The following is a 17,338-nucleotide window of genomic DNA, read 5'->3' as shown; positions in this document are numbered from 1 at the left end:
GATGAACAATTTGAAATCTAGAACAACGATTTATTTTGTCAGGCATGCACATTCCGTATATTCGGCAGATGAATTAGAAAGGCCTTTGTCGGAGAAAGGCCTTTCTGCTGCTAAACAAGTCGCTAAACGAATGGAAAAGGAAGCTATCGATATTGTTTTATCGAGCCCATATAAGAGAGCGATTCAGACCATAGAAGGGGTTGCAGAATATTTTCAAACAGATATCAAGCTTATACACGATTTTAGAGAACGTAAATTGGCAAAAGGATCTATTCCTGATTTTAATACTGCCATCGAAAAAGTTTGGAGAGAGGAAACCTTTTTCTGGGATGGTGGAGAGTCTAATTTAATAGCCCAAAAAAGAGGAGTCCAAGCTTTATTTCACATACTAAAGCAATATGAAAATAAAAGAATTGTTATCGGAACACATGGAAATATCATGGTTTTAATGATGAATTACTTTTCAAAGGAGTATGATTATACATTTTGGAAGAATTTAGAGATGCCTGATATTTATAAATTAATATTTGAAGGGAAGCAAATATTAACGGTTGAGAGAATATGGGAGGATAATAATGAATAGACATTTATTCTTATTTGGCGGCGGCCCGCCATTTACCTATAAAATGGCAAGAAAATTTTCCGAACTGGTTTCTGTACGGACAGGAAAAATTTCTTTTCTAATTATCGATAGACCAAACTGGAAGGAGTATATGGCTAAGTATACAAAAAAATTGATAGAAAATGGAATAACAGAATTCCAATTTATCCCTTTGCTAACTATTTCAGAGAAAGACGCCGTTGAGCTGCTAAAGAATAGTGCCGGGATTATCATTGGTGGAGGTAATACGGAACAATATGCAAAGTATATTGTCGAGACATCTTTATCAAGGATTCTCCAAGAACAATTTTCAGCAGGAGTACCAATTGCTGGATTTTCTGCGGGAGCTCTTATTAGTATGGAGCATTGTATCATTTCAGCAAATGACAATGAAGATCAAGTTTTTAAGTGGCAAACAGGATTAGGGCTGTTGAAAAATACAGTTATTGCAGTTCATTTTAGTGAATGGATGGATGAAAATCATTTAAGGAAAGCTGTTATAAAGTTTCAGCCACATGTACATTTTGGAATAGATGAAGGTACGGGCATGTATTTTTATAACAATCGGTTAATGGCTGTGGAAGGAAATAATGTTTATCAGATTAACAACAATCGTCTCGAAAAAATGGAAAAAATCAATCTTTTATAGGATTATAAATTTTACGCAATCAATTTTATTAACCATAAGGAAAGAAGACCTTTAGTATAGTATTTTTATGATTAACCTTTTTTACTAGGAAGCTATTTATTATAACCTAGTCTAAAATGAAAAAGATTAAATGATTGTATTTTTTATTTTCGGAAAATTTCGTTGTTTTTCGTTTATGCAGATTGTTTACAATATAGATCTAGAAGGGTGGATAAAAATGGTTCAAACAACAGATCCCATTTACATAAGATTATTAGAGGAAAAGGATGCAGAGGGACTATGGAACCTAGAATTAAGAAATCGAGATTTTTTTAAAGACTATTCGACTGCTCGGAAGGAAGAGTTCTATACATTGCATTTTCAAGAACAGCTTATTAACACATGGAAAGAAAATGCAAAGCAAGACAGTGATTATCATTTTGGCATTTTTCTACAAGAGTCCAATGAGTTAATTGGGAGTGTTAATTTATACATGGTAAGACGAGAGCCAGCACATAATGCCATTGTTGGTTATGTTCTTGATAAAGACAGTAACGGCAAAGGCTATATGACTCTTGCTGTGAAAAAATTAGTTGATTATGCCTTCCATACACTTAGTCTACATCGATTAGAAGCAGGAGTGATGCCCCATAATGTTGGCTCGATTCGCGTATTAGAAAAGGCTGGGTTTCACAAAGAAGGGATAGCCAAAAGCAATGTGAAAATAAATGGAGAGTGGAAAGACCATCAAATTCTGGCTATCATTAATCCTAATGATTAAGGTTAATGGATTAGGAATCTTTTGCCGACTTCAGCCGTAAAGTAATAAAAGGAGAAGGAGGAGGAAATGGATGATAGCAGACGTTCAAATATTGCAACAACAACTAAAGAAAAATGAAACGATACAAGGATCTCTTAGATGTTCATTGGAAGTGTTTATTTATAAAAAAATAGTGCGTCCGGGTATGCTGGCAGCAACAGAAAAACGATTAATTTTCTGTGCAGACTCCATTCCTGGAAATGAACTAATCGAAAGTTTTGATTATGCCAATTTAGAAGCCATTCAGTTAAAGCGAAATTTAATGAATCAATATATAACGATAAAATATAAAAAGGATACAGTGAAATTTAAACAGATTATTAGTGAGGATATAGAGGATTTTATGACGAAAATAAAAACGTATAAATAACTATTTATCCTGTGACAATAAAAAGAAAGGATTATGATAAATGAAATTAATTACAATTGGCAAAGGAAAAAGCATAGAACAATACAATTCTGTGTCTGCTAGCTATTGTAAAATCATGAAAACAGATGAAGCTACGAATATTGGTATTATCACGCTTGGTCCAAAAGGCATATTAGCTAATCATCAAGCACCGGTTCCACAGCTGTTCCATGTAGTCGAGGGTGAAGGCTGGGTTAGAGATATCGATGATAGGAAGCTTCTTATAAAGAAAGGGGAGGCAGTTTTTTGGGAGCAAGGAGAATGGCATGAAACAGGATCTGATACTGGTTTGACAGCATTCGTAATTCAAGCTTCAAACTTAAAAGAGCCTTTTTAAAGCTACCTAGCTATCTATTATTATCATAAATGTGAAAGGCAAGGTGCTTTCTATATCATATGGACAGTGGAGAATAATGGATAAAAGATTACTAGTAATGATATTCGTTCTTGGTATGATTGTCATTCCTCGTATGTTTTTTATATGTAAGAATCATCACCCATCCAGTAAACGAATTGTTCTATAAAACGGATTTGGAAATATAAAAATTAAGCCCGGATAATGAAGATGGGAAATTACTTTAAGAGTGGAGAAAAGGTATATGGATTATTCACTTATACTACTATTTTGTTTTGCGATTACACTTCATAATATAGAAGAAGCAATTTGGCTGCCTAAATGGTCTCAGCAATCTTCCAAGTTTCAAAAGCCTGTTACTTCAAGGGAATTCAATTTTGCTGTTATTTTTGTAACTATATTAGCTTATCTGTCTGCAATCAGTTTTTTATACAGACCAGAATCAGTTTTATCGAAATGGATTTTTGTTGGATTTTTAGGTTCTATGATATTAAATGCTATTTTTCCGCATCTTATTGCAACTGTTTGGTTGAAAAAGTATGCACCCGGACTTCTTACTGGTTTATTACTTAACCTTCCAATCAATTCATTCGTAATTTATCAAATGTTATCCATAAATTTAATTAGATGGCATGAGCTAGTCATTTCCACATTTACTGTAGGAATTACTTTAGTGGCGCTTATTCCTTTTTTGTTTAAAATTGGTGGCAAAATAACACTTTCTAAAGATAGCGCTTTGGATTAAAAAATGGATTGGAAAGAAAACAGGAAATCTGATTGTCGAAATGAAAAGGAACAAAAAATCTCATGGCAAATGCCATGAGATAACTTTTATTTTTGTTTTATAACGCGTTTATATATGTATAGACCAATTACTGCAAGACCAATCACAGCAAGTATAACGTATGCTACATTGGAGTACATGTCCATATAATGAACGATGTCTTCCCAAGAATCACCAACTGTAGCGCCAATACGAATAAGAACGAAATTCCATGTGAATGTACCTATAGTTGTTAAAAATAGAAAAATACCAAAGTTCATTTTTGCCATGCCTGCTGGCAGCGAGATTAAACTTCGAATAAGTGGAATAAAGCGGCAGAAGAAGACTGTCCAATAGCCAAATTTATCAAACCAGCGATCAGCTTTATATAAATCAGCTTTTTTTAAGCGAAGGATATGGCCCCATTTTTCAATGATTTTTTCCAATCTTCTTATATCCAATAAAGAACCAATAAAATAAAGAATAATAGCTCCAAGTACAGAACCAATTGTAGATACGGTGACAACGCCTGTTATGGTCATACTAGTCTTTACAGTCATTGCGCCTCCAAAGGTCAAAATAACTTCCGAAGGGATTGGTGGAAAGATATTTTCAAGCATAATTAATAGTAAAATACCAAAGTAACCAAAATTTTCCATTGTTTCTATAATCCAATTTTCCATTCCGTGCACTCCTTATATTTTCCATTCACATATATAAAAATATCTTAACATATGCTTTTAAAACCATCTAATATAATCCTATTTCTCCAATTATGATATCATTCACATTTTTACAAAATGAGATGTTGTTATTTGGTAATTGTGCTAAAATAAGGATTAATTCAATAGATTTATAGGAGAATGTATATGTTTGATTATTGGATTCCCAATGCGTTAAGTACAAGTATAATGACTATAATTGGTTGGGGCATACTTATCGGTGCAGTATGTTATTTGTATAGAAAACAAACAGAAAAACCTGTTATATGGAAAATGGTCATTATTATATACATTGGTTTATTTTGCTTTAACTTTTCATTTATCGTTAGTGAAACACCAGTAAAGATAGCTATTTTACCACTTGGTGTATGGATACTTATATTGGTTTTTGGAAAGCGGAAAGAACGTTGGAAGGTGTATCGACCATTTGCTTGGCTTGGATTCTTTGGAAATTATATTTTTCTTATTACAACCTTGCTTAGTTCTCTGGTACAAAGTTTGTTGTATCCAACTGATAAAGTAGAGACTTTTTTAGCTGAACTAAATAATCCTGGCATTCTATTAATTCATCCTTCAGGCAAACAAGCAGATCTTAATAAAGAGCTGTTTATAGAAAGTCTGTCCTCTTGGGGGATTGGGAAAATGGATACACAGCAATGGTATTATGAATCATTTCCAGAAATTAAGGAGGAAGAATTGGAAGAGGAAGGACAGATGCCACATCAGACAATGGAACGCTTTCCCTATATTCTTATAGGAGCGACTCCAAAGTGGGGGATTGGCTATGAATCTACCATTTATATGGAAAGAGATGGAAAAGGGTTGCTTATTTCAACAGAAAAGGGTCAGTACTATTTTCGCTCCTCTGAATCTGTATTAAAAGGGGGAACAGAATAGATGAAATTTAACAGAGTATGGTATTTATTAGTTGTAGTCATGATTGCTATAAGCTTATTTATTTTTCTTTTCTTAAAGGAAGCTGAAAGCTCTCCATCCGATCTTCCAAATGAAACTAGTATAAGAAAAATGATTGAAGATACTGGTGAAATTAGCATAAATATAGTTTTTGACCAAAGAGCATTAGATGAAAAGCATGTTTTCATTCCCCATCTTTCTAGTGATAAACAATATGGCTATAGTTTATTAGAATGGATAGATAATAAATGGGAAGTAACCTATGTAACAACCACTGGAGAACCGCTTTTATGGAGGATAAAGGCGGGAAATCAGTCAGAATCCTATTTTCTATGGAATCTTGATTCAAAAAATAAGATAGAAACTCTTACTTTCTATTTAATAAGAGACCGACATTTTACCAGTGGCTGGAGCGGTGAATGGTATGAACCAGCAATTCAAATTGAGGAAGACGTATCAATCAGTGGAAAACCATATGGTATATACAAAGTGCCAGATAAATGGGGAGCCATATGGAATGCAGCACAAATAAAGATAGAGAATCAGGAGGAAGATTTTATTTCTTCTAATGGAGAAGGACTATATTATGGAATTAAAGGATTTGATAAGAAAAATAATTATATAGTGCCACTTAATAGCTATGAAAATGGTGGAAATACTATTTCAGGTGCAACAATAGAAAATATAACAATTATGGATGAATGGGAAGGTGAACAATGGTAAAAGGCTCTCCATAAAAAGGAGAGCTGAGTATCTAATATTTATTTTTCAAATTTTGGTTTCATTTTTACAATAAACAGGATGGATAGTACAGCAATTATCCCTAGAAAAACTTCAATTATAAGTAGGTTGGTGATAGTACCCGCCTGATATAATGCTGGGAAGAAATTGACAGCTGCGTGTATAAGAATCGCATAAATAACATATATAAATTTTTGCTGTCTAATTGCATATAGGACTAATATGGATAATGCAAGATGTAGCGCAAGGGCAAAAACTCTTTCTAAGCCGCCAGATGCAAAAAGCATTACATTAGCCTGTTCAAATTGCTCTTTAATATTGTTAATGTCTTCAGGTTTAGCTGCTGGACCTAATAATGTTTCCAAGTTCCCCGTTTTTATCATAGATGAAATGAGCAGAGAATTCAGTGCTGACATGCCACCAATAAATATAGCTTCTATTCCTCCATGTCCTAATCCATATGATAGTCCATCATTAAATTGATGATTGTTCTTCAACCATACTGTAAAAGCAAAATAGCGACCGAATTCTTCAAATATACCAGCAGCAAGGCCACCGTATAATGCAAAAAGATAAGGATTACTGCTCCATTTTAATTCAGTGCCAGTCGGGCTAAGCACGATGAAATGAACGATTTTTTCAAGAATTTGTGAAAATACAATGAAGATTACAATACCAACAAGTAAGGATTTCCAAGACATCATTTTTTTTCTTTGTAAATATACCATTAATATAATTGGAACTATTACTGAAAGAAATAGTTGCAGAGATATCCCAATATAAATAGAGTTCATTCTTTTTATTCCTCCTATTCTAGTTCAATCTGTTATATTAAGTGTATAACAGATTGAAGCTATACGTCAATGATTAACCAAGCTAATTATGTGAAAAAATTAAAAAGGAAGTGACCAAATGATTGAATTAACTGGTAAATATAATAGAGCTAAAGTATTTACGGATCAATTAGAAGAAGTGGCTGAGGCACAGATTAAGGAATTATGTGATCAGGAATTTGCTAAGAACAGTAAGATTAGAATTATGCCAGATACACATGCAGGAGTTGGCTGTACGATAGGTACAACAATGACTATTCAAGATAAAATTGTCCCTAATCTAGTAGGGGTAGATATTGGTTGTGGCATGGCGGTAGCAAAATTAACTGTAGACAGAGCAAATTTGAATTTTGATGAATTAGATGAAACGATTCGCAAGTTCATCCCAAGTGGATTCTCAATCAGAGATAAAGCTCATTCATATAAGGAACAAATTGATTTAGATGAGGTGAAAGCTCCAATAAATAAAAAAAGAGCAGAACACAGTATTGGAACCTTAGGTGGGGGCAATCATTTTATCGAGTTAAATGAAGCAGCTGATGGCAGTGTATATATCGTTATACATAGTGGAAGCCGTAACTTAGGTGCACAAGTAGCGGAATATTACCAAACACTTGCTTACGATAACTTAGTTAATATCGACGGGATAAAAAAAGAAATGATTGTTAAATTAAAGAAAGAGGGCAGGCATGCTGAAATTCAGGAAAGCTTAAAAAATATGAAGCTGCCAAAAATAAACAAAGAACTTGCTTATTTAGAGTCGCAAGGATTTAAAGACTATATGCATGATATGAAGATTGCGCAAAAATATGCTTATTTAAATCGACTTGCCATGATTGATGTTATTGTTACAAAGATGAATTGGGCAGTTTTAGATCAATTTACTACTATTCACAATTATATTGATATGGAAAATATGATATTAAGAAAAGGAGCTATTTCTGCTAGAAAAGGAGAAAGAGTGATTATTCCCTTGAACATGAGAGATGGCAGCATTATTGCCTTTGGAAAAGGAAACGATGATTGGAACCAATCCGCTCCACATGGAGCAGGAAGATTGATGTCGAGGACCAAGGCGAGAAAGACCGTTAGCTTAAAAGATTTTGAGACATCCATGAAAGACGTTTGGAGTACTTCCGTGAAGAATAGTACGTTAGATGAAAGTCCATTTGCGTATAAACCAATGGAAGAGATAATTAAACATACAGCAGAGACTATTGATATTGCAGAAATTATTAAGCCGTTGTATAACTTTAAGGCAAATTAAGAAGGAAATAGAAAGGATGAAATAAATATAAGGAGAGAGAAAGCATTTTTCTTCTGTCGCTCTCCTTATATGTACATTCAGAAGAATTTCAAAAGTGAGCGAAATAAAAATCGGAAAAATCCATAAAAAATTTCAAAAAAGTCTATTAATATGTCTAAAAGGCTCCCAAAAAAGGAGTCTTTTTTCGTTTTTTTCCGTTCAAGCTATAACCTCCCATTTTTCATTAACGTATGGCACCATGCTCGATTAACCATTTGCGTAATATGTAAATCAACAGCAAGACTTGCTAATGTGAAATGATATTAAGATTATTTAATTTTGATTTTCGTAGATTTATATATGTTTGTGCTCAAAGGAACGTCTTTAAAAGTAACATGGATACTAAGTGATAGCGGGGCGAAATCATTTTCTTTTGTATATTACTTAGAGATAATGACAAAAGCGGCTCGTGGATTCAAGGACCACTTAGAGACGTCTTTTACCCACGCTGGAAAGCTGCAATCCGTTTCTGTACTACTGCTGGAGGAACTAGTTGGATATGTTCACCTTTATCATTGCAGGTGAACATTCCTTTGAAAACATCGGGCATGGCATCGTACTGTTTTTCTAACTGTTCATTAAATTTTTTGAAACAGTCATAAGGATATATTTCTAGCAGGTAGGGTAGCAAAAAAGCAGACCGCAAGATTTCATATTCCTGATAATTATATGGAGTACTTTCGGGGCGCTTTGTTAAGATTTCCAACATCCTATTCATTAAAATGGCCACCTCTTCTTCACTTGCAAAGCCAGCATATCCTCGAATCGCAGTAAGTCGCATATCTAAATATCGCTCTTTTTTATATGCTTTTAAAAAAAATCCTTTCCGTCATCTGGCAAGTCAAATACTAATTGCTTTAATAAGGCATTACGTTTGGCAATATCCTTTGTATTAAAATATGTTTCCATTTTTTTGTTTTTTTCTTCCATGCATCCTACCTACTTTGTTTGTTGATCTAATTTTTGTAGTCTCTTCTCGTGATTCTTACATTTTGTGTATTCTTAAGGTTATTAGTTCCACCATACTAATTTTACTAAATACCACGTTAGTTAAAGATGAATTTTCAAAGAATTATATTATTTTTTAGGTGCGTTTATTATAATTTATCAGTCTTCCCTTAAACATCATCTTCTTTTCGTTAAACTATAAACCTTTGTAGCAATGATATGTGGTGTAATCCGTTCTTTTAATGTAGGAAATACAGAACCCACATACTCTTCGGGATTTCGAATATAGGCTTTTTCGTACATATAAATGGTAAATGAGCAGGAAACACGGACATAAATATCTCCATCCATATCATATGGTTCTGAAATCGTCAGAACTTCAAAAGAGTCATCGAATTTATTTGTTTTTGCGTTAATCCGCTTTGTTACATTCTCTTTATATTTCGTTGTTCTCATTGGCTTGTAATGAAAATCAACGACGCCAATTGCTTGAATCATATATTCCTCCCAATTAAATCATTCGAACAAATATTATACCATTTATTTATAGGCTCTGTTAAAGTCTGTTGTTGATATTTCGATTTATAAGAACTTACATTCTGTAATGGATATAACTATATAAAAATGGTGATGAACGTGTGAGCAACTGATATTCTTAAAGCCATACAAAAACTAAATCCAGCAGAAAAGCACCGACTATGAGAGTATTTAATTGATGCACTTACTGTATCTTCTTCGAAAGGAACTGGCACATAATCAATGATTGTTGATGGAGATGAAGTAACGAACAAGTTTATGTCTTAGTCGCAAGAACCGTGAAGAGATGACTTTTTTTGCAGGTATTGGGAATGGGTCGATTAACAAATGAGCAGTTAGACAAAGCTATCGGTCATAAACTTTCAAATGCAAGTGTTTTACGCACCGATTCTTGGCATGCCTTTAAAACATATGCTGCTGAAAAAGGGATGGATATTTTTCAATTCAAGTCAGATGGTAAGGTTCGCACAAAGAGACTATACCATATCCAGAACGTTAACTATTATCACCGAAGGCTTAAAGGAGGGATACAACGTTCTAATGGAGTTGCAACTAAATACCTGAATAATTATCTTGCTTGGTTTTAGGTGTTAGAATCTATTCAATATCAAAGGAATCCTATTACTATGGATGACTTGTTGATTAAAGGGAATTTAATATAAAATATGGAAACGTATGATACACTTAGGTTATCAAAATTGACGATATAAGCATTACTGCTTGTTTAACTAACGAGGGATTTAGTTGAACAACAATTCCTACATCACGAGATAGGTACTTAGTGCTTTTTAGGAAATAAAAACCATTTACATACTTAAAAATATAGATGGTGTATGTAGAATATTCTTTTTTAAGGTTGGCAACATAAATTTCCTTCGCCATTTTCGAGAGCAGATTTTAGACTATCAAGAACTCCTGACCAAGCCATTTGGTGCCAATTAATTGCTTCGGTCCAGTCCTCATTATCTTTAAATCCAATATGTTTAACAATAACCTTGGTAGAATCCTCATTGATTGATTTAAAACTTACGTTTACATTTGTTAATTCATTTTTATTGTTCATTAATGTCTCAAATTGGTCTGGTCCTTTCCAAGTAAAATGTAGCTCTTTTTCATTAATAAGTTTTGTGATTTTACAATCCTTCGTATTCATACCCTCCTTATTTCCAGGTATAAAGTAAAGTTCATATGCACCACCTTCTTTAGCTTCTACAACAGTTTCAGGTGCAAACCATTCAGAAACTCTTTCAGAAATTGTCCAGGCAAACCACACTAAATTTAATGGTGCATTAATTGTTACATCTTTAATAATAGTTTTATCATTTGTAGTAGTTGTCATAAGAACTCTCCTTTGTAAAATAATTACACTTTAATATTATTATAATTGGAAAAAATTTGAAATGGTAATTTGAATGTAAGTTTCATAATCCTCTTTACGAACGGGTGCAGTATTCCTGTAGTAAATGGAATTTTGCCTATGGAAGTAAAGAGGGAGGTTCATTGAATAAGGTAATAAAAAGGGTAAGTTTCCAAATGAAATGATAAAATAAAATTAAGTACTAATAAGAGGTTAGTTTCCTGAGTAGAGAGGAGAAAAAATATGAGAGAGTGTAAAAATATTGAAGAGGTAAGAGAAGGTGTTAATATGGATTTTGAAAAGACATCAGAAGTGATTGGAAATTTAGAAAACCAAGTAGAACGTTTGGATAAAGAAGTTTATAACTTGAATTCTAAGATTGAACTTTTAGAAAATCTTTTGATGAAAATTATTGAGGACCAAACTATATCTTCAGATTTACTATCTGATATTAATTATATTGTTTTGAAAAAAGAGTTAAGTGGAGAAGAAAAAGCCCAAATTCCATTTTTGCTTCTTAAAATCCAAAAAGAACATATGCGTGAAGGTAAAATACCTACCTTAGAAGAATTCCATGATGAATTACTACAAGTTTTGGGAGTTAATCAAAACGAGAAAACAAATTATCCAATTCAAATTTCAAATCAACTGCTTCAAAAACATATGCATTTAGGTGAATTTCCGGTTGCAAAAGAAATACTAGCAAAAAGATAAAAACTTGAATTTTTAGCCCCAATTAACTTTACAAACCATAACGTACAAATGGATAGTATAGAAAACAGTGAAAATGAAAGCAAATTAAATATAGATTCTAACAGTAATGAAGTTTGTACAAGAACTTATATTGGTGAATCAGAGATATAAACACTTAAAGGAAAAAATAGATTAATTTTAGAAAATGATGTCTTATATATGTTTAATAATAAATAATAATTAAACATAAAGATACTGAAGATGTTAAAGCACTAAAGAGAGTTGAGGCTGTAATTCAAAAAGTAAGGATTATCCCTGATGAATACAATTCAAATCCTGATATTATTGAACAAATCTATAGAACAATGATTTTCTTCTTTTATAAATCACGAATTAGTTCATCATTCAAAAATTAATACTAGGCAAGGGTAAAAAACTGAATTTACATAAGGCAATGCTATAAATTCATAGACTTTTTTGTATTTTTGATGATGGAGCTTGTGAATCAATGCACTTAAACAGTTGGGAGCTTTCAAATAATAGAGCGTTTTTCTTATAGTGCTATGGGAAGATTAGTTTAAGTACATTCCTTCATAAAATAAAAATAATCCTCTTTATTGGAGATTTTAGACATAAAGAATAAAAGGTATAAAACAAAATCCTCTATTCTTGGGGAGATAGAAGAGGCAGTGTAATTACCCAAAAACTCCAACAGCAGAAAGACCTTCTCCCTATTTAGGAGAAGGTCTTTCTGCTGTTAAACGGCTTTATCTTTATCTTTTTCTTCCTTTACCCAAAAGTCTGCATTTTTGATTCCCAATGTTTCTGGATTAAAAACAGGATCTAAACCTTGCTTTTTCTGTTTTTCATAGTCTTTTAATGCAATGAAAGCGGGTTTAGCCAATATCACGATAGCAATCATGTTAAGCCAAACCATTAAGCCTAAACCAATATCACCAAGTGCCCAAGCTAGGCTGGCTGTTTTAGTGGACCCATAAAAAGTGGCAAAAAGTAAAACCAGTTTCAGTAAGTCAGAAAAAAATCGGTTATTTCTATTACGGAGCAGATAGGTCAAGTTTGTTTCTGCAATATAATAATAGGCCATGATAGTCGTGAATGCGAATAAAAACAAAGAAATAGCTACAAAACCAGAACCAAATCCAGGGATTTGACTATCGATTGCTGCCTGAGTAAACCCTGGTCCAGCCTCTACACCTTCTACATTATTAATAATCATTGTTCCATTTGGGGCTTTTGTATTGTACATTCCTGTGAACAAGATCATAAAGGCAGTAGCTGAGCAAACAAGCAAGGTGTCGATATACACAGAAAATGCCTGAACAAGTCCTTGTTTTACAGGATGGGATACTTCTGCAGCAGCTGATGGGTGTGGTCCGGTTCCTTGTCCTGCTTCATTTGAGTAGATTCCCCGTTTTACACCCCATGCAATGGCCATACCCATCATGCCACCGAATGTAGCTTCAAGGTTAAAGGCACTTTTAAAGATCAAAGTAAAAACTCCCGGTAGTTCTTTAATGTTCATTAAAACGATAACGATGGATAAAAGGATATAGCCTAGAGCCATAATCGGAACAATTACCTGAGCTACATTTGCTATCCGTTTGACACCACCAAAGATGATGAACCCCAACAGTAAAACTACCAATAGTCCTGTTATATATGTAGGCATGTTAAAGGCGTTTTTCATGCCAACTGCTATTGAATTCGACTGGACACCTGGCATTAATATCGACATGGAAATGATTGCTGCTCCTGCAAATAGAAATGCAAACCACTTTGATCCGATTCCCTTTTCGATATAATATGCAGGCCCTCCTCTATACTGGCCATCTTGCTTTACTTTATAGATCTGTGCGAGTGTTGATTCAATAAAAGCTGTAGAAGCTCCTATAAAAGCCATAAACCACATCCAGAACACGGCACCAGGTCCTCCAAAGGCAATGGCAGTAGCTACCCCAGCAATGTTACCTGTCCCAACTCTACCGGATAATGCGATGGAAAGTGCTTGAAAGGAAGAGACTCCAGCCTCTGAACTCTTTCCATGGAACATGAGGACAATCATTTCCTTTATATGTCTAATTTGAAGAAATTTAGATACAAACGTAAATATAAGACCGATTACTAATACAATATAAATGACTGGGGTACTCCATAGTATCCCGTTAATAAAAGTCACGATTTCTTCCATATTCATACTCCTTTAAGTGGTGTGTTTTAATATTCAGAATTTAATTATAATTTATTAGAAACTATAATACAATAAAATTTATTGCCCTATTATCCACAGTAAGAAGCTTTTATTATTTTTTATATTAATAGATGAATCTAAAAGTCCAATGATCTACAGATAATTTAGTAAGGTCTTTTTAGATTCTTCTCCTTTTTAATCCTACTAGAAGAAAAATTTTTAAAAAGAACATTGTGAATCATTTCTCTCAAACTATAGGAGACTTTCCTAATGTAAAGGGAGGCCTTTTTCATGTGGTGCTAAAGTGGAAGTAAACTGTAATATGTAAGATCTTTCTTATGGTAGAAATGGTCAGTTTAGTAAAAGATAGGATTAAACCGACAAAATGGTGCACATAATGTCGGACGGATACATACAACTCCTGTTATTCTATTGATGAAAGGGGGGCATTTAATGGATTTGCTTAAGAACATGAATGATGCAATGGGATATATTGAGGAGAACCTCACGAACGAAATAGACTTTAAAATAGTGGCAAGAATCGCTCATTGCTCCGAATATCATTTTAAAAGAATGTTTTCTTTTCTTGCAGGTATAACATTATCAGAATACATTCGCCGTAGACGACTGAGTTTGGCTGCATTTGAGCTTACAAATAGTATTTTAAAGATAATTGATATTGCGGTTAAATATGGATACAATTCTCCAGACTCTTTTACTAGAGCTTTTCAAAATTTCCATGGTGTAACACCATCAGAAGCAAGAAACAACGGACAGCAATTAAAAGCCTTTCCACCAATGACCTTCCAATTATCAATTAGAGGAGGAAATGAAATGAATTACCGAATTGAACAAAAAAAAGCATTTAACATAGTTGGTATGATGAAAAGAGTTCCAATTATTTTTGAAGGGGAAAACCCGGAAATTACAGCAATGTGGAAATCTTTGACTATGGAAAAAATAGATCAATTAAAAAAACTCTCTAATGCTGAACCTAAAGGAATGATTCAAGCATCTACAAACTTTTCTGATGGACGTATGGAAGAAAAAGGAGAGCTTGATCAGTATATAGGAGTGACAACAACAGAAGAATGTCCTGAAAACTTTTCAAAACTTGAAGTTCCTGCTTTAACCTGGGCGATATTTGAATCAACGGGAGCTTTTCCTAGTACTTTACAGGAAACTTGGGGGAGGATTTTTTCTGAGTGGTTTCCATCTTCCAATTATCAAGTAACAGAAGGACCCGAAATCTTGTCGATTAAAACCCAAGATTTAACTTCACCATTTGTGAAAAGCGAAATTTGGATTCCAGTTTTAAAAAAATAATTTTATTTTTTAGATCAAAGAGCTGCTTGGGTCAGCTCTTTTTTCTATAGGAGGTTAGTTTAACAAGAGGTGAGATAAATCGGTTAGTAATATATTTGAATCGGAGAAAGGGATTTGTTCGCCTAAATTACAAAGATTGTTAAGGGAACTTTCATTTATGAAAAAAATAAGTTTAATCTTATCCTATATCTTCTATCAGTTGGTTTTATTTGTTTGCAAGCAAAATAGTGAAGTAAAGGTTGATAATCGACAAAATTATCATAAAAGTATAGAAAACTATTTATCCAATAGAGAACAGTTATGAATCATTAGTTATAGGGGATATAGAAATAATTGAAATTTGGGTTGATGAAAAGTCAGAAACCATTATGAATACAGAAGACACATATACGATTTATTCTTTAACCATTAACTCAATCCAAAAAATTAATAGGGTATGTCACTAACAGATGCCTTAGTTTAATAAGCAAATATTATAAAATGGAACTTTATTTTATAAGAAATATCATCTTTAAACTTTAACAGAGCCTATTTATAAGAAATTTAGTAAAAATATTATTTTAAAATTCGCAAAACGTGTTAGGATGTAAAGACTAGAGTTGTTAATTGATTTTTCTTTATTTTACATATATATCTATTTTAGGGGGGAACATGAAGGAACTAATTGTCGGAATATTCATTTACAATGAAGTAGAAGTATTGGATGTTGCTGGTCCATTTGAAGTTTTTTCTTTAGCTGGTGGGGAGAATAAATTATTCCATGTCTATACTATTTCAGAAAAAGGTGGAACTATTTTAGCAAGAAATGGTCTTAGAATAGAAGCAGATTTTTCTTTTGAAAACCATCCTGTTCTGGATATTCTCATTGTTCCAGGCGGCTATGGTGCAGAAGAAATCGAAATTTATAATCCGGTTTCCATTAAGTGGATTAAAAAGCAATCAAGGAAAGTGGAATTTATGACTTCTGTCTGTACAGGAGCATTTTTATTAGCGAAGGCTGAGTTGTTGGATAATTTAAAGGCTACCACGCACTGGATGGATATTGATCGCTTAGAGCAGGAATTCCCAAAGGTTCAGATAGTTAGGGAAGTGAAATTTGTAGATGAAGGAAAGATACTAACTTCTGGTGGGATATCTGCCGGAATCAATATGTCCTTTCATATAGTGGAGAAGTTATACGGCGAGGAAGTAGGAAGGGAAACAGCAAAGCGGATGGAATATGATAGATAATAAAGGAAGAGATAAATAGATTAGTAGGAGGAAAATGGAAATGAAGAAAATTACTGTTTTACATTATGATGCATTTACTGATCAGCCGAATAAGGGAAATCCTGCTGGAATCGTGTTAGCGGGAGAGCAATATACCGAGATAGAAATGCAGAAAATAGCCAAAGAGGTAGGTTTTAATGAAACGGCGTTTGTTTTACCATCAGAATGTGCTGATCTAAATATTCGTTATTTTACTCCTGGACATGAAGTGAATCTTTGTGGTCACGCTACTATCGCTACTGTTTTTGCACTAAAAACGATGGGGCTGCTCTCAGACAAAGAACTTTATTCCATCGAGACAAAAGCGGGAGTGCTTCCGATTAAAATTAATCATCGTGATCAGTCTAAGCCTGCCATTACGATGAAGCAAGTTACACCGCAATTTAAAGAATTCAAAGGTTCACGTTTAGCATTAGCAGAAGCAATCGGTCTTAAAGAATCTGATTTAGATACAAATTTTCCGATTCTTTATGGCAATACGGGGCTGTGGACACTCCTCATTCCTATTAAAGAACTGCGTGTATTTTCAAAAATGGCTGTTAAAAATGACTTGTTTCCAGCTATTTTAGCGGAAATTCCTCATGCATCCATTCATCCATTTTGCCTAGAAACCTATGATATAAATGCAATTATGCATGGAAGGCATTTTTCTTCTCCTTACTCTGGGACAACCGAGGATCCAGTTACGGGCACAGCGTCAGGAGTGATGGGGCATATTATATTAAGTATGTAGATGAGGCATGGAAAAATAAGTCTATTGTTATTGAACAAGGTCAGGAGATAGGTCATGATGGGAGAGTATCTGTTATTGTTTCTGAGAGGAATGGTCAATTAGATGTGGAGATTAGTGGAACAGCAGTATTTGTCAAGGAATTAATAATAACTATTGATTGAATATAATGATTA

Annotated in this window: 19 protein-coding genes and 2 pseudogenes; 15 read left to right on the top strand and 6 right to left on the bottom strand. The window is 33.5% G+C overall.

Annotated features, from left to right (window positions below; all coding sequences use genetic code 11):
• Positions 1 to 10 precede the first annotated feature (10 nt).
• The 6 genes from C2I06_RS07380 to C2I06_RS07355 all read left to right on the top strand — a co-directional run bounded on the left by C2I06_RS07380 (position 11) and on the right by C2I06_RS07355 (position 3,558).
• Positions 11 to 583 carry a histidine phosphatase family protein gene (locus C2I06_RS07380; protein ID WP_235850353.1) on the top strand — a complete coding sequence of 191 codons (573 nt, stop codon included), beginning with the start codon at positions 11 to 13 and terminating at the stop codon, positions 581 to 583.
• Positions 576 to 1,250 carry a Type 1 glutamine amidotransferase-like domain-containing protein gene (locus tag C2I06_RS07375; RefSeq protein ID WP_123257788.1) on the top strand — a complete coding sequence of 225 codons (675 nt, stop codon included), beginning with the start codon at positions 576 to 578 and terminating at the stop codon, positions 1,248 to 1,250. Before C2I06_RS07380 ends, C2I06_RS07375 begins: the two co-directional genes overlap by 8 nt.
• Before the next feature lie 217 nt (positions 1,251 to 1,467).
• A complete protein-coding gene (locus tag C2I06_RS07370; protein ID WP_095333744.1) occupies positions 1,468 to 2,010 on the top strand; it encodes a GNAT family N-acetyltransferase in 543 nt (180 codons plus the stop codon).
• 70 nt (positions 2,011 to 2,080) lie between these two features.
• Entirely contained in the window at positions 2,081 to 2,419 is a 339-nt protein-coding gene (locus tag C2I06_RS07365; protein ID WP_095333746.1) for a PH domain-containing protein, read from the top strand.
• Positions 2,420 to 2,459: 40 nt separating this feature from the next.
• On the top strand, positions 2,460 to 2,795 hold the full coding sequence (locus C2I06_RS07360) for a cupin domain-containing protein (RefSeq protein ID WP_123257787.1): 336 nt from the start codon (positions 2,460 to 2,462) through the stop codon (positions 2,793 to 2,795).
• A 262-nt stretch (positions 2,796 to 3,057) separates the two neighbouring features.
• Positions 3,058 to 3,558 (top strand): HXXEE domain-containing protein, encoded by a 501-nt coding sequence (locus tag C2I06_RS07355; RefSeq protein WP_123257786.1) that lies wholly within the window; start codon positions 3,058 to 3,060, stop codon positions 3,556 to 3,558.
• 86 nt (positions 3,559 to 3,644) lie between these two features.
• Here C2I06_RS07355 and C2I06_RS07350 read toward each other — a convergent pair whose 3' ends face one another.
• Positions 3,645 to 4,259 carry a DedA family protein gene (locus tag C2I06_RS07350; RefSeq protein WP_123257785.1) on the bottom strand — a complete coding sequence of 205 codons (615 nt, stop codon included), beginning with the start codon at positions 4,257 to 4,259 and terminating at the stop codon, positions 3,645 to 3,647.
• Positions 4,260 to 4,445: 186 nt separating this feature from the next.
• On the opposite strand from C2I06_RS07350, the gene C2I06_RS07345 reads away from it, so the two are divergent.
• Positions 4,446 to 5,195, top strand: a complete 750-nt coding sequence (locus C2I06_RS07345; protein ID WP_123257784.1) for a hypothetical protein — start codon at positions 4,446 to 4,448, stop codon at positions 5,193 to 5,195.
• Positions 5,196 to 5,936 carry a hypothetical protein gene (locus tag C2I06_RS07340; protein ID WP_123257783.1) on the top strand — a complete coding sequence of 247 codons (741 nt, stop codon included), beginning with the start codon at positions 5,196 to 5,198 and terminating at the stop codon, positions 5,934 to 5,936. It begins immediately after the preceding gene.
• 38 nt (positions 5,937 to 5,974) lie between these two features.
• Here C2I06_RS07340 and C2I06_RS07335 read toward each other — a convergent pair whose 3' ends face one another.
• Entirely contained in the window at positions 5,975 to 6,748 is a 774-nt protein-coding gene (locus C2I06_RS07335; protein WP_095333758.1) for a YhfC family intramembrane metalloprotease, read from the bottom strand.
• Between the two features lie 118 nt (positions 6,749 to 6,866).
• Here C2I06_RS07335 and C2I06_RS07330 point away from each other — a divergent pair, with 118 nt between their 5' ends.
• The gene (locus tag C2I06_RS07330; protein ID WP_095333760.1) at positions 6,867 to 8,054 is read left to right on the top strand and encodes an RtcB family protein; all 1,188 of its coding nucleotides are present in this window, start codon (positions 6,867 to 6,869) and stop codon (positions 8,052 to 8,054) included.
• A 478-nt stretch (positions 8,055 to 8,532) separates the two neighbouring features.
• Here C2I06_RS07330 and C2I06_RS07325 read toward each other — a convergent pair whose 3' ends face one another.
• Together C2I06_RS07325 and C2I06_RS07320 are read right to left on the bottom strand one after the other, a co-directional pair.
• Positions 8,533 to 8,811, bottom strand: a complete 279-nt coding sequence (locus C2I06_RS07325) for a hypothetical protein (protein ID WP_123257782.1) — start codon at positions 8,809 to 8,811, stop codon at positions 8,533 to 8,535.
• Positions 8,812 to 9,218: 407 nt separating this feature from the next.
• A complete protein-coding gene (locus C2I06_RS07320; RefSeq protein WP_095333764.1) occupies positions 9,219 to 9,539 on the bottom strand; it encodes a hypothetical protein in 321 nt (106 codons plus the stop codon).
• A gap of 281 nt (positions 9,540 to 9,820) precedes the next feature.
• On the opposite strand from C2I06_RS07320, the pseudogene C2I06_RS07315 reads away from it, so the two are divergent.
• A pseudogene (locus tag C2I06_RS07315) lies at positions 9,821 to 10,240 on the top strand (IS1595 family transposase); the annotation flags it as partial.
• 188 nt (positions 10,241 to 10,428) lie between these two features.
• On the opposite strand, the gene C2I06_RS07310 reads toward C2I06_RS07315, so the two are convergent.
• Entirely contained in the window at positions 10,429 to 10,917 is a 489-nt protein-coding gene (locus C2I06_RS07310; RefSeq protein ID WP_123257781.1) for an SRPBCC family protein, read from the bottom strand.
• A gap of 261 nt (positions 10,918 to 11,178) precedes the next feature.
• Between C2I06_RS07310 and C2I06_RS07305 the strand changes: the two genes are divergently transcribed.
• The gene (locus C2I06_RS07305) at positions 11,179 to 11,649 is read left to right on the top strand and encodes a hypothetical protein (protein ID WP_249928289.1); all 471 of its coding nucleotides are present in this window, start codon (positions 11,179 to 11,181) and stop codon (positions 11,647 to 11,649) included.
• A 736-nt stretch (positions 11,650 to 12,385) separates the two neighbouring features.
• On the opposite strand, the gene C2I06_RS07300 is transcribed toward C2I06_RS07305, so the two are convergent.
• On the bottom strand, positions 12,386 to 13,837 hold the full coding sequence (locus C2I06_RS07300; RefSeq protein ID WP_095333768.1) for an alanine/glycine:cation symporter family protein: 1,452 nt from the start codon (positions 13,835 to 13,837) through the stop codon (positions 12,386 to 12,388).
• A gap of 453 nt (positions 13,838 to 14,290) precedes the next feature.
• Between C2I06_RS07300 and C2I06_RS07295 the strand changes: the two genes are divergently transcribed.
• From C2I06_RS07295 to C2I06_RS07285, 4 genes and pseudogenes are all read left to right on the top strand, one after another.
• Entirely contained in the window at positions 14,291 to 15,163 is an 873-nt protein-coding gene (locus C2I06_RS07295; protein WP_123257780.1) for an AraC family transcriptional regulator, read from the top strand.
• 157 nt (positions 15,164 to 15,320) lie between these two features.
• Positions 15,321 to 15,467, top strand: coding sequence for a hypothetical protein (locus tag C2I06_RS24925; protein ID WP_163188603.1), 147 nt, complete (start codon positions 15,321 to 15,323; stop codon positions 15,465 to 15,467).
• Positions 15,468 to 15,814: 347 nt separating this feature from the next.
• Complete coding sequence (locus C2I06_RS07290) at positions 15,815 to 16,393, top strand: DJ-1/PfpI family protein (RefSeq protein WP_095333780.1); 579 nt, start codon at positions 15,815 to 15,817, stop codon at positions 16,391 to 16,393.
• A 40-nt stretch (positions 16,394 to 16,433) separates the two neighbouring features.
• Positions 16,434 to 17,326, top strand: a pseudogene (locus C2I06_RS07285) (PhzF family phenazine biosynthesis isomerase).
• Positions 17,327 to 17,338: the final 12 nt, after the last annotated feature.

The sequence above is a fragment of the Niallia circulans genome (assembly GCF_003726095.1).
GTDB classification, from domain to species: domain Bacteria; phylum Bacillota; class Bacilli; order Bacillales; family Cytobacillaceae; genus Niallia; species Niallia circulans_A.
The sequence above is the reverse complement of the archived record's forward strand: the minus strand, read 5'-3'. Positions and strand labels throughout refer to the sequence as shown.